18 protein-coding genes and 1 tRNA gene are annotated in these 17,981 nt (G+C 59.1%); 9 read left to right on the top strand and 10 right to left on the bottom strand.

The features are described from left to right. Positions 1 to 17 precede the first annotated feature (17 nt). The 3 genes from C1J05_RS02230 to C1J05_RS02220 form a co-directional block, all read right to left on the bottom strand. Complete coding sequence (locus C1J05_RS02230) at positions 18 to 578, bottom strand: hypothetical protein (RefSeq protein WP_114868838.1); 561 nt, start codon at positions 576 to 578, stop codon at positions 18 to 20. A gap of 144 nt (positions 579 to 722) precedes the next feature. Continuing rightward, positions 723 to 798, bottom strand: a tRNA-Trp gene (locus tag C1J05_RS02225). A gap of 136 nt (positions 799 to 934) precedes the next feature. Continuing rightward, a complete protein-coding gene (locus C1J05_RS02220; RefSeq protein ID WP_114868837.1) occupies positions 935 to 1,582 on the bottom strand; it encodes a CatB-related O-acetyltransferase in 648 nt (215 codons plus the stop codon). 298 nt (positions 1,583 to 1,880) lie between these two features. On the opposite strand from C1J05_RS02220, the gene C1J05_RS02215 reads away from it, so the two are divergent. Then, positions 1,881 to 2,447 (top strand): lysophospholipid acyltransferase family protein, encoded by a 567-nt coding sequence (locus tag C1J05_RS02215; protein ID WP_368073726.1) that lies wholly within the window; start codon positions 1,881 to 1,883, stop codon positions 2,445 to 2,447. Positions 2,448 to 2,649: 202 nt separating this feature from the next. On the opposite strand, the gene tuf is transcribed toward C1J05_RS02215, so the two are convergent. Then, positions 2,650 to 3,825 carry an elongation factor Tu gene (tuf, locus tag C1J05_RS02210; protein ID WP_114868835.1) on the bottom strand — a complete coding sequence of 392 codons (1,176 nt, stop codon included), beginning with the start codon at positions 3,823 to 3,825 and terminating at the stop codon, positions 2,650 to 2,652. Positions 3,826 to 3,941: 116 nt separating this feature from the next. After that, positions 3,942 to 4,541, bottom strand: a complete 600-nt coding sequence (locus tag C1J05_RS02205; protein WP_114868834.1) for a hypothetical protein — start codon at positions 4,539 to 4,541, stop codon at positions 3,942 to 3,944. Between the two features lie 119 nt (positions 4,542 to 4,660). Between C1J05_RS02205 and C1J05_RS02200 the strand changes: the two genes are divergently transcribed. Next, a complete protein-coding gene (locus C1J05_RS02200) occupies positions 4,661 to 6,016 on the top strand; it encodes a cytochrome P450 (protein ID WP_114868833.1) in 1,356 nt (451 codons plus the stop codon). A 39-nt stretch (positions 6,017 to 6,055) separates the two neighbouring features. On the opposite strand, the gene C1J05_RS02195 is transcribed toward C1J05_RS02200, so the two are convergent. Genes C1J05_RS02195 through C1J05_RS02185 form a run of 3 tightly spaced genes read right to left on the bottom strand, consistent with a single transcriptional unit; the run spans position 6,056 to position 10,717 of the window. Then, positions 6,056 to 7,153, bottom strand: coding sequence for a M48 family metallopeptidase (locus C1J05_RS02195; protein WP_114868832.1), 1,098 nt, complete (start codon positions 7,151 to 7,153; stop codon positions 6,056 to 6,058). Then, the gene (locus C1J05_RS02190; protein ID WP_114868831.1) at positions 7,150 to 8,484 is read right to left on the bottom strand and encodes a DUF898 family protein; all 1,335 of its coding nucleotides are present in this window, start codon (positions 8,482 to 8,484) and stop codon (positions 7,150 to 7,152) included. The genes C1J05_RS02195 and C1J05_RS02190 overlap by 4 nt, the downstream gene beginning before the upstream one ends. Beyond that, complete coding sequence (locus C1J05_RS02185; RefSeq protein ID WP_114872058.1) at positions 8,405 to 10,717, bottom strand: DNA topoisomerase IV subunit A; 2,313 nt, start codon at positions 10,715 to 10,717, stop codon at positions 8,405 to 8,407. The genes C1J05_RS02190 and C1J05_RS02185 overlap by 80 nt, the downstream gene beginning before the upstream one ends. Positions 10,718 to 10,904: 187 nt before the next feature. Between C1J05_RS02185 and C1J05_RS02180 the strand changes: the two genes are divergently transcribed. The 6 genes from C1J05_RS02180 to C1J05_RS02155 all read left to right on the top strand — a co-directional run bounded on the left by C1J05_RS02180 (position 10,905) and on the right by C1J05_RS02155 (position 15,127). Continuing rightward, entirely contained in the window at positions 10,905 to 11,489 is a 585-nt protein-coding gene (locus C1J05_RS02180; RefSeq protein ID WP_114868830.1) for an SH3 domain-containing protein, read from the top strand. Positions 11,490 to 11,557: 68 nt separating this feature from the next. Next, positions 11,558 to 12,385 carry an SDR family NAD(P)-dependent oxidoreductase gene (locus C1J05_RS02175; protein ID WP_114868829.1) on the top strand — a complete coding sequence of 276 codons (828 nt, stop codon included), beginning with the start codon at positions 11,558 to 11,560 and terminating at the stop codon, positions 12,383 to 12,385. 108 nt (positions 12,386 to 12,493) lie between these two features. Further along, on the top strand, positions 12,494 to 12,703 hold the full coding sequence (locus C1J05_RS02170) for a twin transmembrane helix small protein (RefSeq protein WP_114868828.1): 210 nt from the start codon (positions 12,494 to 12,496) through the stop codon (positions 12,701 to 12,703). Position 12,704: 1 nt separating this feature from the next. Next, on the top strand, positions 12,705 to 13,277 hold the full coding sequence (locus tag C1J05_RS02165) for a cob(I)yrinic acid a,c-diamide adenosyltransferase (RefSeq protein WP_114868827.1): 573 nt from the start codon (positions 12,705 to 12,707) through the stop codon (positions 13,275 to 13,277). Between the two features lie 165 nt (positions 13,278 to 13,442). After that, positions 13,443 to 14,201, top strand: coding sequence for an electron transfer flavoprotein subunit beta/FixA family protein (locus C1J05_RS02160; protein WP_114868826.1), 759 nt, complete (start codon positions 13,443 to 13,445; stop codon positions 14,199 to 14,201). Next, positions 14,201 to 15,127, top strand: a complete 927-nt coding sequence (locus tag C1J05_RS02155) for an electron transfer flavoprotein subunit alpha/FixB family protein (RefSeq protein ID WP_114868825.1) — start codon at positions 14,201 to 14,203, stop codon at positions 15,125 to 15,127. Before C1J05_RS02160 ends, C1J05_RS02155 begins: the two co-directional genes overlap by 1 nt. 62 nt (positions 15,128 to 15,189) lie before the next feature. Here the strand turns inward: C1J05_RS02155 and C1J05_RS02150 are convergent, their stop codons facing one another. Continuing rightward, complete coding sequence (locus C1J05_RS02150; protein ID WP_114868824.1) at positions 15,190 to 16,011, bottom strand: DUF6473 family protein; 822 nt, start codon at positions 16,009 to 16,011, stop codon at positions 15,190 to 15,192. A gap of 173 nt (positions 16,012 to 16,184) precedes the next feature. On the opposite strand from C1J05_RS02150, the gene C1J05_RS02145 reads away from it, so the two are divergent. Further along, entirely contained in the window at positions 16,185 to 17,060 is an 876-nt protein-coding gene (locus C1J05_RS02145) for a 3-hydroxybutyryl-CoA dehydrogenase (protein WP_114872057.1), read from the top strand. Between the two features lie 9 nt (positions 17,061 to 17,069). Here C1J05_RS02145 and C1J05_RS02140 read toward each other — a convergent pair whose 3' ends face one another. Further along, complete coding sequence (locus C1J05_RS02140; RefSeq protein WP_114868823.1) at positions 17,070 to 17,963, bottom strand: lysophospholipid acyltransferase family protein; 894 nt, start codon at positions 17,961 to 17,963, stop codon at positions 17,070 to 17,072. Positions 17,964 to 17,981 lie beyond the last annotated feature (18 nt).

The following is a 17,981-nucleotide window of genomic DNA, read 5'->3' as shown; positions in this document are numbered from 1 at the left end:
TCCCGGGGCAACCGGACTCAGGCTGTTTTTTCGACGTCGCTTGCCACCTGTTGCAGCCGCTCGAACGGATCGGGACGATCATCAAACGGATCGTGCTGTGCTGGCGGATCGAAATCCGGCAGATACAGCCCCGATGTCCAGCGCGCAGGCAGTTTCTCAAGCATCTTTTCCATCCGGCGCGAGGTGCGCCGCGCCGCAAGCCTGATTTTTTCAGCTGACGCAGGGCTTTTGCGCAGCAACCAGAGATAAAGGCGCGTGATCTTGTTGGTCCAGAAATCCGGACCAAGCGAGAAATAGAGGATAGTCGCCAGAGCAAAGAACAACAGGCTGCCCCACAACACCAGCCACGGGCGCATAATCGCCGCTGTCACCAGCGCGATCAGAATAAAATGTCTTGGCTTGAGGCCCAGTGCGGAAATCCGGCTGCGGGGCTTCGCCTCTTTGTCTTTTGCAACGCCTTGCGCTTCGGGTTCGATCAGCGGTGGCAGTTTCTTGCGCGACTCAAGCTGTTTGGAGGTGCTGTGCCCAGTTTCGCGCAACAGCATTCGGATGGCTTCATCAGTATTTGTATCGGTCATAGGGCAGACTCCAACTCGAACCATAAAGAAACAAGAACGCAGGCAGGCAGCCAAAACAACAGCTGCACGTTCGCGAATCTGATTAAGGTAAAATTACGGCAATAATGAGGCGGCGCGCCTGTTTCGCGGTCTGACCTGTGGTCGTGGCAGGGGCTGAGGGACTCGAACCCACGACCCTCGGTTTTGGAGACCGATGCTCTACCAACTGAGCTAAACCCCTCCGACCACGCATGCTGGTACGGGATGGCTGATCCAAGATCAAGAGGCAGTCTTGCCGAAACCGCTGTGCCCCGTCTTTTTCACGCGGCAGGCGAATGAACTGTGCCCGACGGAACACGCGGCCACGGCCGTAGCCGTCAAAGCCGCGCCAGATCGTCAACCCGCCCACCCACAATGGCATCTTCATGGGCCGCTATCTTTTCGATTGGCCAGTGCCACCATGCGATCCGGTTCAACGCGGCAATATCATCAGGCGAAAATCGCATCCGCACAATCTGGGCGCGGTTGCCCGCCACGATCGCGTAATCAGGGATGGTGCCCGCCACCACCGCGCCAGCCCCCACAATAACCCCGTTTCCCAACTGTGCACCGGGCAGAATCACAGAGCCATGACCCAGCCAGCAATCATGCCCCACAACGGTGTCACGGCCCGCTGCCAGAGTCTGGCGATACCCGGCAATCCGGTCCGGATCGAAAATCGCAAACGGATAGGTGGACGGCCCGTCCATGCGATGATTGGCGCTTTGGGTGATGAACTGCGTGCCGTGGGCAATCTGGCAAAACCGACCGATGCGGATTTTTTCGGGGGCGCCGGCAAACAGATAGGGGGCCAGACGCGCCGCACAATCCGCAGGCTGCCCGATCGGATCAAAGCTGCTGAAATAGTTGAAATCCCCGACCTGAATATTGGGATGATCCAGTATCCGGTTCAGGTAAACCGTGCCGGAATACTCGGTCCCGTCCGCAAAACGCACAGGTCGGGTTTGTGTCGGGTCAAGCGGCATGCCCAATCCTCTCTGGTTTTTGTGGCGCACTGAACGCCCAAGGTGCGCTGATCCGGTGCCGGATCACAAGCCAGATGTCCTGTTTTCATGTAACGAGCTCGCCAGGCAGGGGGGCACGCGCTTGCGTTGGGAACAGGTTTGACTATGACTGGCGCGTCAACTGTGGATCGGTGATGTGAGCCTTCGAAGAAAAATAGCAGACAGTGAAACACTCGCCCGGGGTCTGACCGCTCTGTTCAAGTGGTATTTGCGGTTTTGCTATCGCACGGCGCGCTGGCGTCGCGATGGGTTTGAAGACATGGACGCGCTTGTCAAAAGTGGTGAACCGGTGATCATCGCCATCTGGCACCAGCGCCTGATGATGGCGCCGTTTATCGTCGATCTGTCGCTGGGCCCGGTCTGTACCCTGACTTCGTCCGCGCGGGCCGGAACTATGGCGGGCCGCCTGCAAAAGGCGTTTGGCTTTGACAGCATTTCGATGTCCAGCCACAAGCGCCACGTCGCCCTCTCGCGCGAGGTTCTGGGGCGCATCCGGGACGGTGTTTCCATTGGGATCGCAACCGACGGTCCGCGTGGGCCTGCGCGGGTGGCTTCGACCGTTCCGCTGGTCTGGGCGCGGGTGTCGGGCAAACGCGTGTTTGTCGTATCTTTTGCCGCCAGCCGTGTGGTTGAATTTCCCACATGGGACAGGATGATGATGCCGCTGCCTTGGACAAGCGGTGTCATGCTGTGCCGGGAATGGCAGGAAAGCGTGCCGCGCAAATGCGATGATGCCACACTGGAAACATTGCGGGTGTCCTTGCAGGCCGCACTGGACGAAGTAACCGATGCCAGCGATGCGGCGTGCGGGCGGCCCGGCCGGTAGCACCTTGGCTGTTTTTTCCGCCCGCTTCTTCTGTTTATAAATATCCTCGCCGGAGGCGTGCTGCACAAACGCTTGGCCAAACCCTGTTGCGCAGGTTCGTGCGCACAGGTCAGCAACGCGCACAAAAAAAGGCCGCCGGAACCTCCGGCGGCCTCATTTGAATTGGCATCAACACGCGATTGACCGCGCGTCGCGGTCCCGCTTACGCGAGGATTTTGGACACGACGCCGGCGCCGACGGTGCGGCCGCCTTCGCGGATGGCGAAACGCAGGCCCTGTTCCATCGCGATCGGCGCGATCAGTTCAACGCCAAAGGACACGTTGTCGCCCGGCATCACCATTTCCGTACCTTCGGCCAGTTGGACCGTGCCTGTCACATCCGTGGTGCGGAAGTAGAACTGCGGACGGTAGTTGGCAAAGAACGGCGTGTGACGGCCACCCTCTTCCTTGGTCAGGATATAGGCTTCCGCCTCGAACTTGGTGTGCGGTGTCACCGAACCCGGCTTGCACAGAACCTGACCGCGCTCAACGCCGTCACGGTCCACGCCGCGCAGCAGCGCGCCGATGTTGTCACCCGCTTCACCGCGATCCAGCAGCTTGCGGAACATTTCAACACCGGTACAGGTGGTTTTCTTGGTGTCGCGGATGCCGACGATTTCAATCTCGTCGCCCACGTTGATCACGCCACGCTCCACACGGCCGGTCACAACCGTACCACGGCCAGAGATCGAGAACACGTCCTCGACCGGCATCAGGAACGGCTGGTCTACCGCACGCGCGGGTGTCGGGATGAATTCGTCAACCGCCGCCATCAGCGCACGGATCGAGTTCTCGCCGATCTCGGGATCCCGGCCTTCCATCGCGGCCAGAGCCGAGCCGGGAATGACCGGAATGTCATCGCCCGGATAGTCATAGGACGACAGCAGTTCGCGGATTTCCATTTCGACCAGTTCCAGCAGTTCCGCGTCGTCCACCTGATCCACCTTGTTCATGTAGACAACCATGTGCGGGATGCCGACCTGACGGCCCAGCAGAATGTGCTCGCGCGTTTGCGGCATCGGGCCATCGGCTGCGTTCACAACAAGGATCGCGCCGTCCATCTGCGCCGCGCCGGTGATCATGTTCTTCACATAATCCGCGTGACCAGGGCAATCCACGTGCGCGTAGTGGCGCGCATCTGTTTCATACTCAACATGCGCTGTCGAAATCGTGATCCCGCGCGCCTTCTCTTCCGGCGCACCGTCAATCTGGTCATAGGCTTTGAAATCGCCAAAATACTTCGTAATCGCAGCCGTCAGCGTCGTCTTGCCGTGGTCAACGTGACCAATCGTGCCAATGTTAACGTGCGGTTTATTGCGTTCAAACTTTGCCTTAGCCATATTTTGGGCGCCCTTTTTGCATTATGGGGTCCTCGCGACCCTGTTTCCTCTGCGCGGGCGACATATGGCGTTCCGTTGGGAAAATCAAGCTGTTACTGTCAGCGAACCGGCCCGGATCAGGAGGGTGACTGCAACACCGCTTCGTTGGTTTCATCCTCGGCCGGCATCACGCGCTCATCCGGGCCGAACCAGCCGTATTTTTCCTGGCCTTCCAGCAGCCATGTTTCGATGGATTTGGCGGCGTTGAAAGACAGGCCATCCAGCTGCTTTTGCTTGTTGCGACCCCATCCGGAACCAACCAGAACGGACTCGCCACTGGTGGTTTCCAGCACCGCGATCTGGTGCGCCGCCTCGTTCAGTTTGCGCCCGTCAGTGTCATCCCATAACGTGGCTTTGACGATCAGTACCGATTTGGGCGTGTAGACCACCGGCACGCCGGGCGGGGCCAGCATGAATGCCTCGATGCTGACACCCAGATGATAAAGCTGTTCCCCGTCGTAACGTCCGAAACGATCCCCGATCGCCTTGGTCATTGAAGCGACCCATTCTTCTTCGGTCGCCGCACGCGACACCGGCCCCTGCTGCATCTTGCTGGCGACCACCACATTGTGCCCCAGTTTGAAATCCCCCAGCGGCACGGGCGGCCCCTCCAGGGTTTGCGCGCCGCAGGCGGTCAAAAGCAACAGGGCTGTCAGCAAGGCGAAAATCCGGGGCATGTGATCTCTCGTTCTGGGGTTACCCCTGTCAGATAGCCCAGTGCGGCCAGGGGTGCAAACCTTTGCCGTTCGCTGCGCTACACCTATATGTGAAGTTGAATCATGAAAGGCCCGTGCGCATGAACATCGAAAACAGGCAACCGGTCAAAGTTCCCCTTGTGCGCGAGCCGTGGGGTATCTTCAAAAGCCTGAATGCCGCGCGCCAGAACGTGCTGAGCATCATCCCCGAAATTGCCACCCGGCAACCTATGGTGTCGGGCAAAACCGGCAAACGCTGGCATATGGTGATGGACCCGGAAGCGATCCGGATCATGTTGCTGGAACGGCTGGATCAATATCCCAAGTCACTGGTGACAAAGAACCTGTTGCGACCTGCAATCGGGGAATCCCTGTTCATTGCAGAAGGCGCGCACTGGCGCTGGCAGCGGCGGACCGCCGCGCCGGTGTTCTCGCATCGCAACGTCATGAACCTTGCCCCGATCATGACCGGTGCGGCAGACCGTGCCGCCGCGCGCGTTGCAACGGCCGGCCCCCGCGCCGTGGATATGCTGGACGAAATGGTGACAACCACCTTTGACGTGATTTCGGATGTCACGTTTTCAGGCGACGGATCGTTTGATCGTGATAGTGTGCACACGGCCATTGACGCCTATATTTCCGAAGCCGGCAAGATTTCGCTGTTCGACATTCTGGGCGCGCCCGACTGGGTGCCGCGCCCGGGAAGAATAATGTCCGGCAAGGCGCTGAAGCAGATGAAGACCGTGGCCGACACCGCAATTGACGCACGCGCGGCACGCGGTGCCGATGGCGTTCCCGATCTGCTGGATTTGCTGCTGGACGGCGAAGACCCGAAATCCAAACGCAAGATGAACACCGCAGAACTGCGCGACAACCTGCTGACCTTTATTGTGGCCGGTCACGAAACCACTGCTCTGACGCTGGCATGGTCGCTGTATCTGTGTGCCTTTGATCTGGATGTGCAGGATCGCGCCCGCGCCGAGATTCAGGCGGTGTGCGCGGATCGCCCAGTGACAGGCGAAGATGTGTCAAAGCTACCGTTTGTGCGCCAGATCATCGACGAAGCGCTGCGCCTTTATCCGCCTGCCGCAATGGTGTCGCGCACGGCGATGGCGCCGGACACGTTGTGCGGGCGCGAAATACGCAAGGGCGATACGGTGATCATCCCGATCTATGCGCTGCATCGCAGCCATGTCTTGTGGAAGGATCCCGATGCATTCAATCCAGACCGGTTTGCCGATCCGAAAGCCATTGACCGGTATGCCTATCTGCCGTTCGGGGACGGGCCGCGCGTCTGCATCGGCGCATCCTTTGCGCTGCAAGAGGCGGTGATCATTCTCGCCACTTTGCTGGGACGGTTCCGGTTCCATCCGGTCGCGGGCAAGGATCCCAGCCCCGTCATGATCCTGACACTGCGCCCCGAAGGCGGTGTCTGGCTGACGGCGGAACCGGTTTAGAGGCCGCATTCGCCGCCAATGCCGTGAACCGACCGACGCCTAGTCACACACCGTTTGCAGCGCCATCCAGTCCGTAGCTGACAGGATTGGCGCGAAGGTTTGTCCGTCTGGCGCTGCGGCGCGGGCAGCGGCAATTCGGTCGCTAAGCGCGGGATGCGACAGAAAATGCGCCACGATGCCTTCGCTTTCGCCGTATTTGGCGCGCAACCGTTCGAACATATCGCCCAGCGCCGCCGGAGATACGTCTGCGGCCCCTAAACGCCCGTAAGCAAATTCATCCGCCGCTTTTTCCGCCCCTTGGGAATAGCGCGCATCAATCAGCCGTTCGGTCAGGAACAGTACGACCGCCCCACCGGCAAAATCCCCGAACAAAAGGCCCAGCACCCCGATCGATCCGGCCGAGCGCAAGGCGTGCCGTGTTGGATCGCGGCTCATCACATGGCCGATTTCATGGGCCAGCACGGCAGCGACTTCGTCAGGGCCTTCTGCCGCGTCGATCAACCCGCGAAACAACACGACAAAACCGCCGGGAAGCGCGAAGGCGTTGACCATGTCATGATCCAGCACAAACACCGACAGGTCCGCATCGGGCGAAAGGCCGAGTGTCAGCTTTTGCTGCATCCGATCCAGCGCCGCCAAGCCCAACTGGTTTTCGCAAAACGGGACAGGCGCAAAGCCGGTGTCGTCCAGCGCATCGCGGATTTGATCCAATGTGGTCTGGCCAAGGGCGCGTTCGCCTTCGGGCGGGATATATGCCGCCAACTGGTCGGCTATTTTGGGCACCAGAACACCCACGATCAGGGCCACCGATGCCACAGCGGCCAGCGCCCAGCCCAACAACCGGCCCCGCCCTTTTGGTGGCGCGGGACGGTTTTTGTTGGGCAAACTGGCAAGGATCGAGCGATCTGTGACAATCAGGCGTGCCACCGGATCGGTTTTCAGGCGCAGCACGAATTTGTCGCGGCCCGCCTGATCGGGTACCAGCCGGATATCAGACGCGGGCCAGATCAATGGTGGCTGCCCTTCCACAGTAATGCGCAGGTCGCGGTAATCGGAACTGAACTGCAAGGTGGCGGCACGTGCCACCGCGTTGTCACCATCGAAGTAACAGGTGGCTTTTGGCGCAATGCCGTTCATATCGCTGCCCCCAGATCCAACGCTTCGGCAAAGCCTTCGGCTTCGGCAAATTCATCGCGTGCGCGCTGGCTGATGGCGGTCAGCGCAGCCGGGTTCACGATCTGGAGCGTTTGCGCGTAATGGCGCATCAACGGAAAGGTCACGAATACATGCGACAGCACCGACCACATCAGAAAGACGCCGAAATAGACCAGTGCAAGGATACCGATGGCCATCCAGCGCGGCACGTTCATCTCCGAAACCGGGCTGTCGCCGCCAATCGCCAGCAACCCGTCCAGCCCGATCAGCGGAATGGCCAGCAAGAACAACCCCACCAGCCCCAGAACAAGGGCCAGATAACTGATCGTGTTGCCCCAGGAATAGATGCCGAACACGCGTGTCGGGCGCAGGTGCGAAAACAGCGCAATACCGTCTGCCGTTTTGTGATTGGCCAGTATCCGGGTGCTGGCCGCGTTGTAATGCACCGCCCCATAGACCAGCAACAGCAACGCCAGGGGCAATAAAAACAGACGCTGCGGCGCGTTCAGATCATTCTGGCCCGCTTCGTTAAACACATCATCAATGGTCGCAAACACATTGGCCCCGACGGGAACAACCGGATCAAACCATAACACCCAGACGCCGCCCAGAAACAGGATCATGACCGCCACAGCGACGGGAATAGCCGCAGGGTAAAGCATGCGCCAGGCACCGCCCTGATGCAGCTTGGCAGAGCCGTAAAAGGTGCGGTCCGTCTTGTATTTTTCCAGCGCGAAGGTCATGCGTGGCCACAGCATCCCAAGGGTCAGGATGGTGATGCCCCAGTGCACAAGGGCGCGCAGCGCATAGCCCCATGCCCCCGGTTCCAGACCAAACCGCACGCCCTGCCAGCGCGTCCGCCCCAGAACGTATCTGCGGGCGCGGTAGCGGGCATAGAACCAGATCGGGATCACACCGACAAAGCTGACCAGGTAGGCGACGGCGTTGCCCTGAAACAGCGAAAAGCTGGCGAACATCAGCAGCAGGTTCACAATGCCGATATAAAAGGCAAGGATCACGACCGCGATGAAAAACCCCAGCAGCTTTTCGATCGGATCGCCGACATATTCCAGCGGCTGGCCGCCGGGCCGGATCGCCGACCAGTACCAGCGCCGCAACCGTGTCTTCATCCAGAAGCGGTAAATCCCCAGTGTCAGCACCGACAAGATGCCGGTTTTCAGCGCCAGCCAGAACAGCGCGCCGCGTCTTCCGACAAATTCGGTATCCCAGCAATCAGGTGAATTTGTTGTCGCGGGGGAAACCGCGCGGGGCCATGCGGCCTGCGCTGGCGCGTTTTCCGGTCCATTCGCCAAGGTCGGTTTCGGTTCGGGTGCGTCCGGCCGGGTCGGACCAGCTGAGGCCTTCTGCCAGGGTGAAACTGGTCGCATCACTCAGACCTCCGTCCTTGTATTTTTGCAGACGCACACCTTTTCCACGCCCCATTTCAGGCAGTTCATCAGCCATGAACACCAGAACCTTGCGGTTTTCGCCAACCACTGCAATCGCATCGCCCGCCACCGGGGTACAGACCAGTGCGCGCACGCCATCGCGCACGTTCAGCACCTGTTTGCCGCTGCGGGTTTGCGCCACAACATCATTTTCCGGCACGATAAATCCGTCACCCGCCGAAGAGGCCACCAGAAGCTTGCGATCCGGTTTATGGATGTAAAGCCCCACGATTTCCGCATCATTTGGCAGATCGACCATCAGGCGCAACGGTTCGCCCATGCCCCGCCCGCCGGGCAGGTTGGCGCCAGACAGGGTGTAAAACCGCCCATTGGCCCCGAACACAAGCAAACGGTCGGTGGTTTCGGCATGAAAGGCGAAACGCGGCCCGTCGCCGTCCTTGAATTTCAATTCACGCGTCAGATCAATGTGGCCGGTCATGGCCCTGATCCATCCCATCTGGCTGCACACCACGGTGATCGGCTCGCGATCAATCATCGCCTCGATCGGCACATCTTCGACTTCGCCCGCGATGGCGAATTGCGTGCGTCGTGCGCCGCCTTCGTAATCCTTGCCGAACAGCTTTCTGGTTTCGCGCAACTGGTTGGCGATGCTGTCCCATTGCAGGTCAGGGCTGTCCAGCAAATCCTCTAGCCCGGCGCGTTCTTCCATCAGGGCGCCTTGTTCGCGCAAAAGCTCCATCTCTTCCAGACGGCGCAAGGAGCGCAGACGCATGTTCAGGATCGCTTCGGCCTGCACTTCGGACAGGGACGGTTCTTCTTCGGGGCGCACCACGGGGGGCACATAATCGGCTTCGTCCTGGGCACGGGGATGATCCTTTGACCAGTCTTCGTACATCAGGCCGGCCTTTGGATCGTCATCATAGCGGATGATGTCGATCACGCGGTCCAGGTTGAGGAAGGCGATGATGAAACCTTCCAACACCTCCAGCCGGTGGTCGATCTTTTCCATCCGGTGCGTCGAACGGCGGATAAGAACCTCTTGGCGGTGGTCCAGAAACGCGCGCAGCACTTCCTTCATGCTGCACACTTTGGGCGTCAGACCGTCGATCAGCACGTTCAGGTTCAGGGAAAACCGGATTTCCAGATCGGAATTGCGAAACAGCATGCCCATCAGCACTTCGGGATCGACATTCTTTGACCGTGGTTCCAGCACCATTCGGATGTCATCGGCGCTTTCGTCACGGATATCGGCCAGAATCGGCAACTTTTTGGTCTGGATCAGTTCCGCGATTTTTTCGATCAGCTTGGATTTCTGTACCTGATAGGGGATTTCCGTGACCACGATCTGCCACTGGCCGCGACCCAGATCCTCGACCTCGTATTTGCAGCGCAGACGGAATGACCCGCGCCCTGTGCGGTAAGCCTGTGCAATGTTTTCCGGGGGTTCGACGATGATCCCGCCGGTCGGAAAATCCGGCCCCGGCACATATTTCAGCAATGTATCGTCGCGTGCATCCGGCGTTTTGATCAGGTGGATACAGGCGTCACACAGTTCGGCGATGTTGTGAGGCGGGATGTTGGTGGCCATGCCCACCGCGATACCGCTTGACCCGTTGGCCAACAGGTTCGGGAACGAAGCAGGCAGCACCACCGGTTCGGTCAGGGTGCCATCGTAATTGTCGCGGAAATCCACCGCGTTTTCGTTCAACCCTTCCAGCATCGCCTCGGCGACGATGGTCATGCGGGCTTCGGTATAGCGCGACGCGGCGGGGTTATCACCGTCGATATTGCCGAAATTGCCCTGCCCGTCGACCAGCGGATAGCGCACGTTGAAATCCTGCGCGAGACGCGCCATCGCATCGTAAATCGCCGCATCGCCATGCGGGTGGTAATTACCCATCACATCGCCGCTGATCTTGGCCGATTTGCGGTAACCGCCGTTGCTGGACAGGCGCAGTTCGCGCATCGCGTAAAGAATGCGGCGATGCACCGGCTTTAGTCCGTCACGCGCATCGGGCAGCGCGCGGTGCATGATCGTGGACAGCGCATAGGTCAGATACCTGTCCCCGATCGCGCGGCGCAGCGGTTCTGTCAGATCGGGTGCGGGCAGGCCTGTATCGTCTGTGATGTCGTTCATGCCCATCTGATACGCTGTGACCGCAGCAGGGTAAAGCGAGGACGTGCCTGTTTTATGCACGAAGAAGGGGAATTATGCGCGGTTTTTCCGCTGCCGAATCCGCGCCCGATTTGATAATGTACCACGATGCGATAGTTTCAAATGGGTCGCGGCAAGGCTGATCCGCAATCACAAAGGAAGGAGCGTTATGAACCGGTTTGTTTTTCTGTCGTTCCTTTTCATGGGCTGGGCGTTTTACGAGCTGAGCGGCGGGGCTGACTTCGTACCGGCCAGCGCGCGGCTTGAGGCCGAAGCAGAAAGCGCGTCCAAGCCGGAGCCAAGCCCTCGTGCCACAACGAGCCGCGCGCCTGTTTTTGTAGAAGGTTCGAATACCGCGCCCGATCCGTCCAGAACGCGCCTGGTTCTGGGCAATACCCCGCCTGAGCCCGCGCCCGAACCCGTCGCAGCGCCCGAGCCGACACCGGAACCCGAGCCGGTAGAAACCGCCGAGGTTGCGCCCGCCGCCCCTATTGCGGATGTCGTGTTGTCGCTGGCGGCATTGGACAGCATTTCGGACGGCACATTTCCAGCGCCCGCAAAAGACATCCGGATTATAGATGGCACGCTGGTCAATATCCGGTCCGGCCCGGGCATCGATTATCCGGTGATCCTGCAACTGCAGGGCGGCACCGAGGTTGAGGTGCTGGAAGACCCCGGCACGGGCTGGATCAGAATGCAGAACCCCGAAAGCCGCGAAATGGGTTGGATTTCAGCCAATTTGTTGCGGCAGTGACACCCGACGGTCCGTACCGGTTGCGCTTTGGTGCGCGACAGGTCAGAACAGGCCGAAAAGGGTAAGAAATGCAGAAATCCATACTGATTACAGGCTGTTCGTCCGGCATCGGATATGACGCGGCGCAAGGGCTGAAGTCGCGGGGATGGCGGGTGTTTGCCGCCTGCCGGCGGCCCGAAGACTGCGCGCGCCTGATCGCTGAAGGGTTTGAAAGCCCGCTTTTGGATTACACCGACCCCGCCACGTTGGAATCCGGACTGGCCGAGGTTCTGGCGGCCACCGGTGGCACGCTGGATGCGCTGTTCAACAACGGCGCGCATGGCCTGCCCGGCGCAGTTGAAGACCTGCCGGTTGACGGTTTGCGCGCCATATTCGAGGCGAATTTCTTTGGCTGGCACGATCTGACCTGCCGGGTCATTCCGGTGATGCGCGCGCAGGGGCATGGCCGGATCATTCAATGTTCGTCCGTGCTGGGCTTTGTCACGCTGCGGATGCGCGGGGCTTACAACGCCACCAAATTCGCGCTGGAAGGTCTGACCGACACGATGCGCATCGAAATGCGCGACACGCCGATCAAGATTGTCCTGATCGAACCGGGGCCCGTCACATCGAAAATTCGCGTCAATTCGATCCCGCATTATGAACGCTGGATCAAATGGCAGGACAGCCCGCGCGCGTCTTTCTATGAAAACACCCTGCACAAGCGCCTCTATTCAAGCAGCGGGCCCGACACGTTCGAACTGCCCGCAAGCGCCGTTACAAAAAAACTGGTACACGCCCTGGAATCGCGGCGCCCCAAACCGCGTTATTACGTCACTACACCAACCTATCTGATGGGCGCACTGCGCCGTCTGTTGCCCACAAGAGCATTGGATTGGGTATTGGCCCGAACCTGAAGCAGCAGATACCGGCCTTTGGCGCTGGCCTACGCACAAAGAAATCGGTTCGCTTTTTTGTCGTGGGCGGCTACATGACCGCTCAGACCCGAGAAAAGGACAGTTTATATGCCATCAGACCCGCTTTTTGTACTTGTCGTTCTGGCGGTTCTGGCCGTTGTCGTCATTTTGATGCTGGGAATCGGCGGTTTTGCCAAGGGCGGCGAAACCAACCGGAAATATGGAAACAAGATGATGCGCTATCGGCTGATCGCGCAGTTTATCGCTGTGCTGCTGATCTGTCTTTATGTGTATCTGCGCGGAACAGGAGGGCAGTGACATGGTTGTTCTGAACAAGATTTATACAAAAACCGGTGACGCGGGTGAAACCGCACTGGGCAACGGCGCGCGGGTGGCAAAGCACGCGCTGCGGGTGTCGGCCTATGGCACTTCGGATGAATTGAACTGTTTTGTGGGCGTCGCCCGTTTGCACGCCACCGGCGACATGGACCTGCAATTGTCGCGCATCCAGAACGATCTGTTCGATCTGGGGGCTGATCTGTGCCGCCCTGATATGGAACAGGACGCCGAAGCGGAATACCCGCCGTTGCGCATGGCGCCGCAACAGGTCGAACGTCTGGAAGCCGAGATTGACCGGATGAATGATATTCTGGAACCGCTGCGCAGCTTCATCCTGCCCGGCGGTGCGGCGCTGGCTGCGCATTTGCATGTCTGCCGCACCGTCGCACGGCGGGCCGAGCGGCTTGCCGTGGAACTGGCCACCGTCGAGGCGATCAACCCCTCGGCGGTCACATATCTGAATCGGTTGTCAGACTGGTTTTTTGTCGCCGCGCGGATCGCGAACAACGACGGAAAGGACGATGTACTGTGGGTGCCGGGGGCCAACCGATAGGGTCAAAACCTTTGCAAAAAAACGGGATAAGCAAAAAACGCGACGTCCCTAGACCTTGGGGTGACGATTTTACCCTGTTTCGCGGACACACCTGTCGCTATCAACAGCGGGAATGATTTAGACCGAGTCGCCCCGGCGATTTATCAAGTAAGGAGAGAAACGCCCATGAAGGTTTTGGTACCTGTCAAACGCGTGATCGACTATAACGTGAAAGTTCGTGTGAAAGCGGATGGATCGGGTGTTGATCTTGCCAATGTGAAAATGTCGATGAACCCATTTGACGAGATCGCGGTCGAACAGGCGATCCGTCTGAAAGAAGCCGGCGCTGCGGAAGAAGTGATTGCGGTGTCGATCGGCGTCAAGCAAAGCCAGGAAACGCTGCGCACCGCGCTGGCGATGGGCGCAGACCGCGCCATTCTGGTGGTGGCGGCAGAAGATGTTCACAACGACATCGAACCGCTGGCCGTTGCCAAGATTCTCAAGGCGATTGTTGACGAAGAACAGCCAGGTCTGGTGCTGTGCGGCAAGCAGGCGATCGATAATGATCTGAACGCCACCGGCCAGATGCTGAGCGCATTGCTGGGTTGGTCGCAGGCGACCTTTGCATCCGGTCTTGAAATCTCGGGCGACAGCGCAACCGTGACCCGCGAAGTCGATGGCGGCTTGCAGACCATCAAGGTCAAGATGCCCGCCGTTGTGACGGTTGATTTGCGCCTGAACGAACCGCGCTATGCATCGCTGCCCAACATCATGAAAGCCAAGAAAAAGCCGCTGGATGAAAAAACCGCAGCGGATTACGGCGTTGATGTCACTCCGCGTCTTGAGATCGTGAAAACCGGCGAACCCGAAAGCCGCGCGGCTGGTATCAAAGTGGGCTCGGTGGACGAACTTGTCGAGAAACTCAAAGAAGCGGGGGCTGTGTAATGGCTGTTTTACTCCTTGCCGAAGTCAATGATGGCGAACTGTCGCTGGATGCCACCTCCAAGGCGGTAACTGCGGCGGCGCAACTGGGCGATGTGACTGTGTTGTGCGCGGGCGGGTCTGCGGCGGCGGCGGCAGCCGAAGCTGCGAAGATTTCCGGCGTGTCCAAGGTGCTGTGTGCCGAAGATCCCGCATTGGGCCACCGTCTGGCGGAATCGACCGCCGATCTAATCGTATCGCTTGCAGGGGACTACGAACATATCGTAGCGCCCGCGACGACCGATGCGAAAAACGTGCTGCCGCGTGTCGCGGCTTTGCTGGATGTGATGGTTCTGACCGACGTGTCCGGTATCGTTGACGCCAACACGTTCGAGCGCCCGATCTATGCGGGCAACGCGATCCAGACCGTCAAATCCAGCGATGGCAAAAAGGTTGTATCGTTCCGTGTATCTACCTTTGACGCCGCTGAAATGGGCGGGTCTGCATCTGTCGAAACCATCGGTGCCGCCGGCAATCCGGGTCTGAGCGAATGGGTCGAGGACAAGGTTGCGGCCAGTGACCGCCCCGAGCTGACATCGGCCGGTGTGGTCGTGTCGGGCGGGCGCGGTGTGGGATCGAAAGACGATTTCGCGCTGATCGAAACACTGGCGGACAAGCTGGGTGCGGCTGTTGGTGCATCGCGCGCAGCGGTTGACAGTGGCTATGCCCCGAACGACTGGCAGGTCGGCCAGACGGGCAAGGTTGTGGCCCCTGATCTGTACGTTGCCGTTGGCATTTCCGGTGCGATCCAGCATCTGGCCGGTATGAAAGACAGCAAGGTGATCGTGGCGATCAACAAAGACGAAGAAGCGCCGATCTTTCAGGTTGCCGATTTCGGTCTGGTCGCCGACCTGTTCACAGCTGTGCCGGAACTGATCGAAAAACTTTAAAAATACCAAAACAACCTGCGTTTTGGCGCATTTCCAAGGCCCGCCCGAAACGGCGGGCCTTTTCATATCAGGCGGTTGATACTGCGGGAAACGGCATCGGCCGCTTCCTGATGCGCAGCCGGCCCCATGATGTGCCCGGCTGCGGGCGCTTCCATCTGGGCAAAGATCATACCGCGCGTGCCCTGCGCCTGTGCTGCCGGGCTGGCAACCACCTCGACAATATCGGCGACGTGCGGGCGCAGGCTTTCGATCATCTTGCGGGTCACGAACATCGGGTCGCTCGTCGTACTAAAACCGTCTTCATCGGGGCTGTGGCGCGCGAACCAAAGAAGAATGATCTTTCCGCCCAGTTTGGACAAAAGCAGTTCCATCCGCGCCTGCCACGCCTGTTGCAGTTCCCGCCGGACACAGGAAAACCGGTCGGCCGACAGCGCCATCAGCGATCTGATCAGGTGCTTTGTGAAATGGAATTCGGTGAAATCTACATCGCCATACACCGCCTGCATCATCTGGCTGGCCTTGACGAACCTGTCATTGCGTCGCGGATGCACCGTATAGAACCGGTTCGACATGTTCTGGGCACCCATCACCTGCACCACGCTGATCTGTGCACCGGCGGCGGCTACCGGCACAAACGGATCGTGCATGAACACATCGATCCCCGCATTGGGAAAGCCCAGATTAACGCATGGCATCCCAATTTCGCGTTCGATTATGGACGGATACGGGCTGGCCAGGAATTTGCCATAGGTTTCGGTGCCGCCGACAAAGGCACAATACGCCGTTGAAAGATCGCGCCGTGGCCCACGGAACAGCAGTTTTGACGCACCATACCGGCACGGAAAATAATCAAGGGCACGCGTGCCCAATCCTTCATAGGTCATCTTGCCCACCTTCGTTCTCACCCGGCCCCAGAATGTGCAACCGGCCTTACCAAAGCCCTAACCCAAGCGCGCCAAGCCCCGCCAAATTGCCACAAGTTTGATCGGTTTACGGCCCTTGCGGCCCCCCTGCCATGCCCCGTATGTTAGGGCCTGAACACAAGGGAACACGCGACATGGACATTCAGAGAATTGGCATCGTGGGTGCAGGCCAGATGGGCAACGGCATTGCACATGTTATGGCGCTTGCCGGATATGATGTTCTGCTGACAGATATCAGTTCCGACGCACTACAGGCCGCGATCGATCTGATCGACCGCAATCTGGAACGGCAGGTTGGCCGCGGCAAGATCGAAGAGGCCGAGAAATCCAAGGCGATGGCGAGGATCAAGACCACTGTGACCCTGACAGAACTTGGCCAGACCGATCTGGTGATCGAAGCGGCAACAGAACGCGAAACCGTCAAGCAGGCGATTTTCGAAGATCTTTTGCCGCATCTTAAGCCCGATACGATCCTGACATCGAACACATCGTCGATTTCGATCACCCGTCTGGCCAGCCGGACGGACAGGCCCGAAAAATTCATGGGGTTTCATTTCATGAACCCTGTGCCGGTGATGCAGCTTGTCGAATTGATCCGTGGCATTGCAACCGATGAACCCACCTATGCCGCGTGCAAATCCGTAGTGGACCGGTTAGGGAAAACATCCGCGTCAGCCGAAGATTTCCCCGGATTTATCGTCAACCGCATCCTGATGCCGATGATCAATGAAGCGGTATACACTCTTTACGAAGGGGTCGGATCTGTCCTGTCAATTGACCAGTCGATGAAGCTGGGCGCAAACCATCCGATGGGTCCGCTGGAACTGGCTGATTTTATCGGGCTTGATACCTGTCTGGCCATCATGAACGTGTTGCATGACGGTTTGGCGGACACCAAATACCGCCCCTGCCCGCTGCTGACCAAATATGTCGAAGCCGGCTGGCTTGGGCGCAAGTCGCAGCGCGGTTTTTATGATTATCGCGGTGAGATGCCGGTGCCGACCCGTTAAAGGCAGGGATCAGGCCTTGTCACCCAGCGAGAGCGTATGCGCGCGAAGCCACGCCATGAAACCGCGCGGGTCGGTTTCCAGCATGGCCATCTGTTCATCGCTTAGCGGTGCGCCGATCACGGGGGCCTGTGGTTTGTTGCAGGACCGGACGATTTCGTGCAGCAACAGCCCTTGCCGCAGGATAGGTGAAATCCGGTTGGCGATCTGATACCAGCGCGAATTGCGTCCCGGATAGAAAATCGGAACCACCCGCGCGCCGGAACGGCGGATCATTTTCGCGGTGAACAGGCTCCACTCGCGTTCGATCGCGGGGCCGAACCACGTATCGGACGACATCACGACACCTGACGGGAACAGGGCCACGACGCCGCCGTCTTTCAGATGGGCCATCGCCTTGGCGCGCATTTCAACCATTTTAGCCTGGGCTTCGGGATCGTGCGGGAACGGCACCGGGATCATGAAAGATGTTGCCGCTTCGTCCAGACCGGTCAGCACCGACCGTGTAAGAATGCGATAATCCAGCCGCACGCGCCCGATCATGTCGGCAAAAATCATACCATCCACCATTCCGTGCGGGTGGTTGGCCACAACGACAACAGGCCCGCTTTGCGGAATATTGGCCAACTGCTCTGGCGGGGTCAGCAGATCTATACCCATGACGTTCAGCGCGCCACGCCAGAACTTCTGACCGCGATGCGCCTCGTTCGTTTTTTCGAACTTGTTGACCATCCGCAGGATCGTCAGCTTTCCGGTACACCATTCGATGGCACGGATCGCAAAACTGGTCCAGAGATCGTCAAAGGAGTTGGCATAGGTCAGGGTGCGGCGATCATAGATTTCGCCGGTATCCTTTTCAGAGTCTTTGGAAAGACCCGACGTGCTATCCTGAACCGTGTTTGCCACTACGATCTTTCTTTTGCC

This window comes from Sulfitobacter sp. JL08, assembly GCF_003352045.1.
GTDB lineage: Bacteria > Pseudomonadota > Alphaproteobacteria > Rhodobacterales > Rhodobacteraceae > JL08.
This window is presented reverse-complemented; position numbering and strand designations above follow the sequence as displayed.

Coding starts and splice junctions, on each gene's coding strand:
- C1J05_RS02230 (WP_114868838.1), bottom strand. CDS start 578: ATGACCGATACAAATACTGATGAAGCCATCCGAATGCTGTTGCGCGAA.
- C1J05_RS02220 (WP_114868837.1), bottom strand. CDS start 1,582: ATGCCGCTTGACCCGACACAAACCCGACCTGTGCGTTTTGCGGACGGG.
- C1J05_RS02215 (WP_368073726.1), top strand. CDS start 1,881: ATGGACGCGCTTGTCAAAAGTGGTGAACCGGTGATCATCGCCATCTGG.
- tuf (WP_114868835.1), bottom strand. CDS start 3,825: ATGGCTAAGGCAAAGTTTGAACGCAATAAACCGCACGTTAACATTGGC.
- C1J05_RS02205 (WP_114868834.1), bottom strand. CDS start 4,541: ATGCCCCGGATTTTCGCCTTGCTGACAGCCCTGTTGCTTTTGACCGCC.
- C1J05_RS02200 (WP_114868833.1), top strand. CDS start 4,661: ATGAACATCGAAAACAGGCAACCGGTCAAAGTTCCCCTTGTGCGCGAG.
- C1J05_RS02195 (WP_114868832.1), bottom strand. CDS start 7,153: ATGAACGGCATTGCGCCAAAAGCCACCTGTTACTTCGATGGTGACAAC.
- C1J05_RS02185 (WP_114872058.1), bottom strand. CDS start 10,717: ATGAACGACATCACAGACGATACAGGCCTGCCCGCACCCGATCTGACA.
- C1J05_RS02180 (WP_114868830.1), top strand. CDS start 10,905: ATGAACCGGTTTGTTTTTCTGTCGTTCCTTTTCATGGGCTGGGCGTTT.
- C1J05_RS02175 (WP_114868829.1), top strand. CDS start 11,558: ATGCAGAAATCCATACTGATTACAGGCTGTTCGTCCGGCATCGGATAT.
- C1J05_RS02170 (WP_114868828.1), top strand. CDS start 12,494: ATGCCATCAGACCCGCTTTTTGTACTTGTCGTTCTGGCGGTTCTGGCC.
- C1J05_RS02165 (WP_114868827.1), top strand. CDS start 12,705: ATGGTTGTTCTGAACAAGATTTATACAAAAACCGGTGACGCGGGTGAA.
- C1J05_RS02160 (WP_114868826.1), top strand. CDS start 13,443: ATGAAGGTTTTGGTACCTGTCAAACGCGTGATCGACTATAACGTGAAA.
- C1J05_RS02155 (WP_114868825.1), top strand. CDS start 14,201: ATGGCTGTTTTACTCCTTGCCGAAGTCAATGATGGCGAACTGTCGCTG.
- C1J05_RS02150 (WP_114868824.1), bottom strand. CDS start 16,011: ATGACCTATGAAGGATTGGGCACGCGTGCCCTTGATTATTTTCCGTGC.
- C1J05_RS02145 (WP_114872057.1), top strand. CDS start 16,185: ATGGACATTCAGAGAATTGGCATCGTGGGTGCAGGCCAGATGGGCAAC.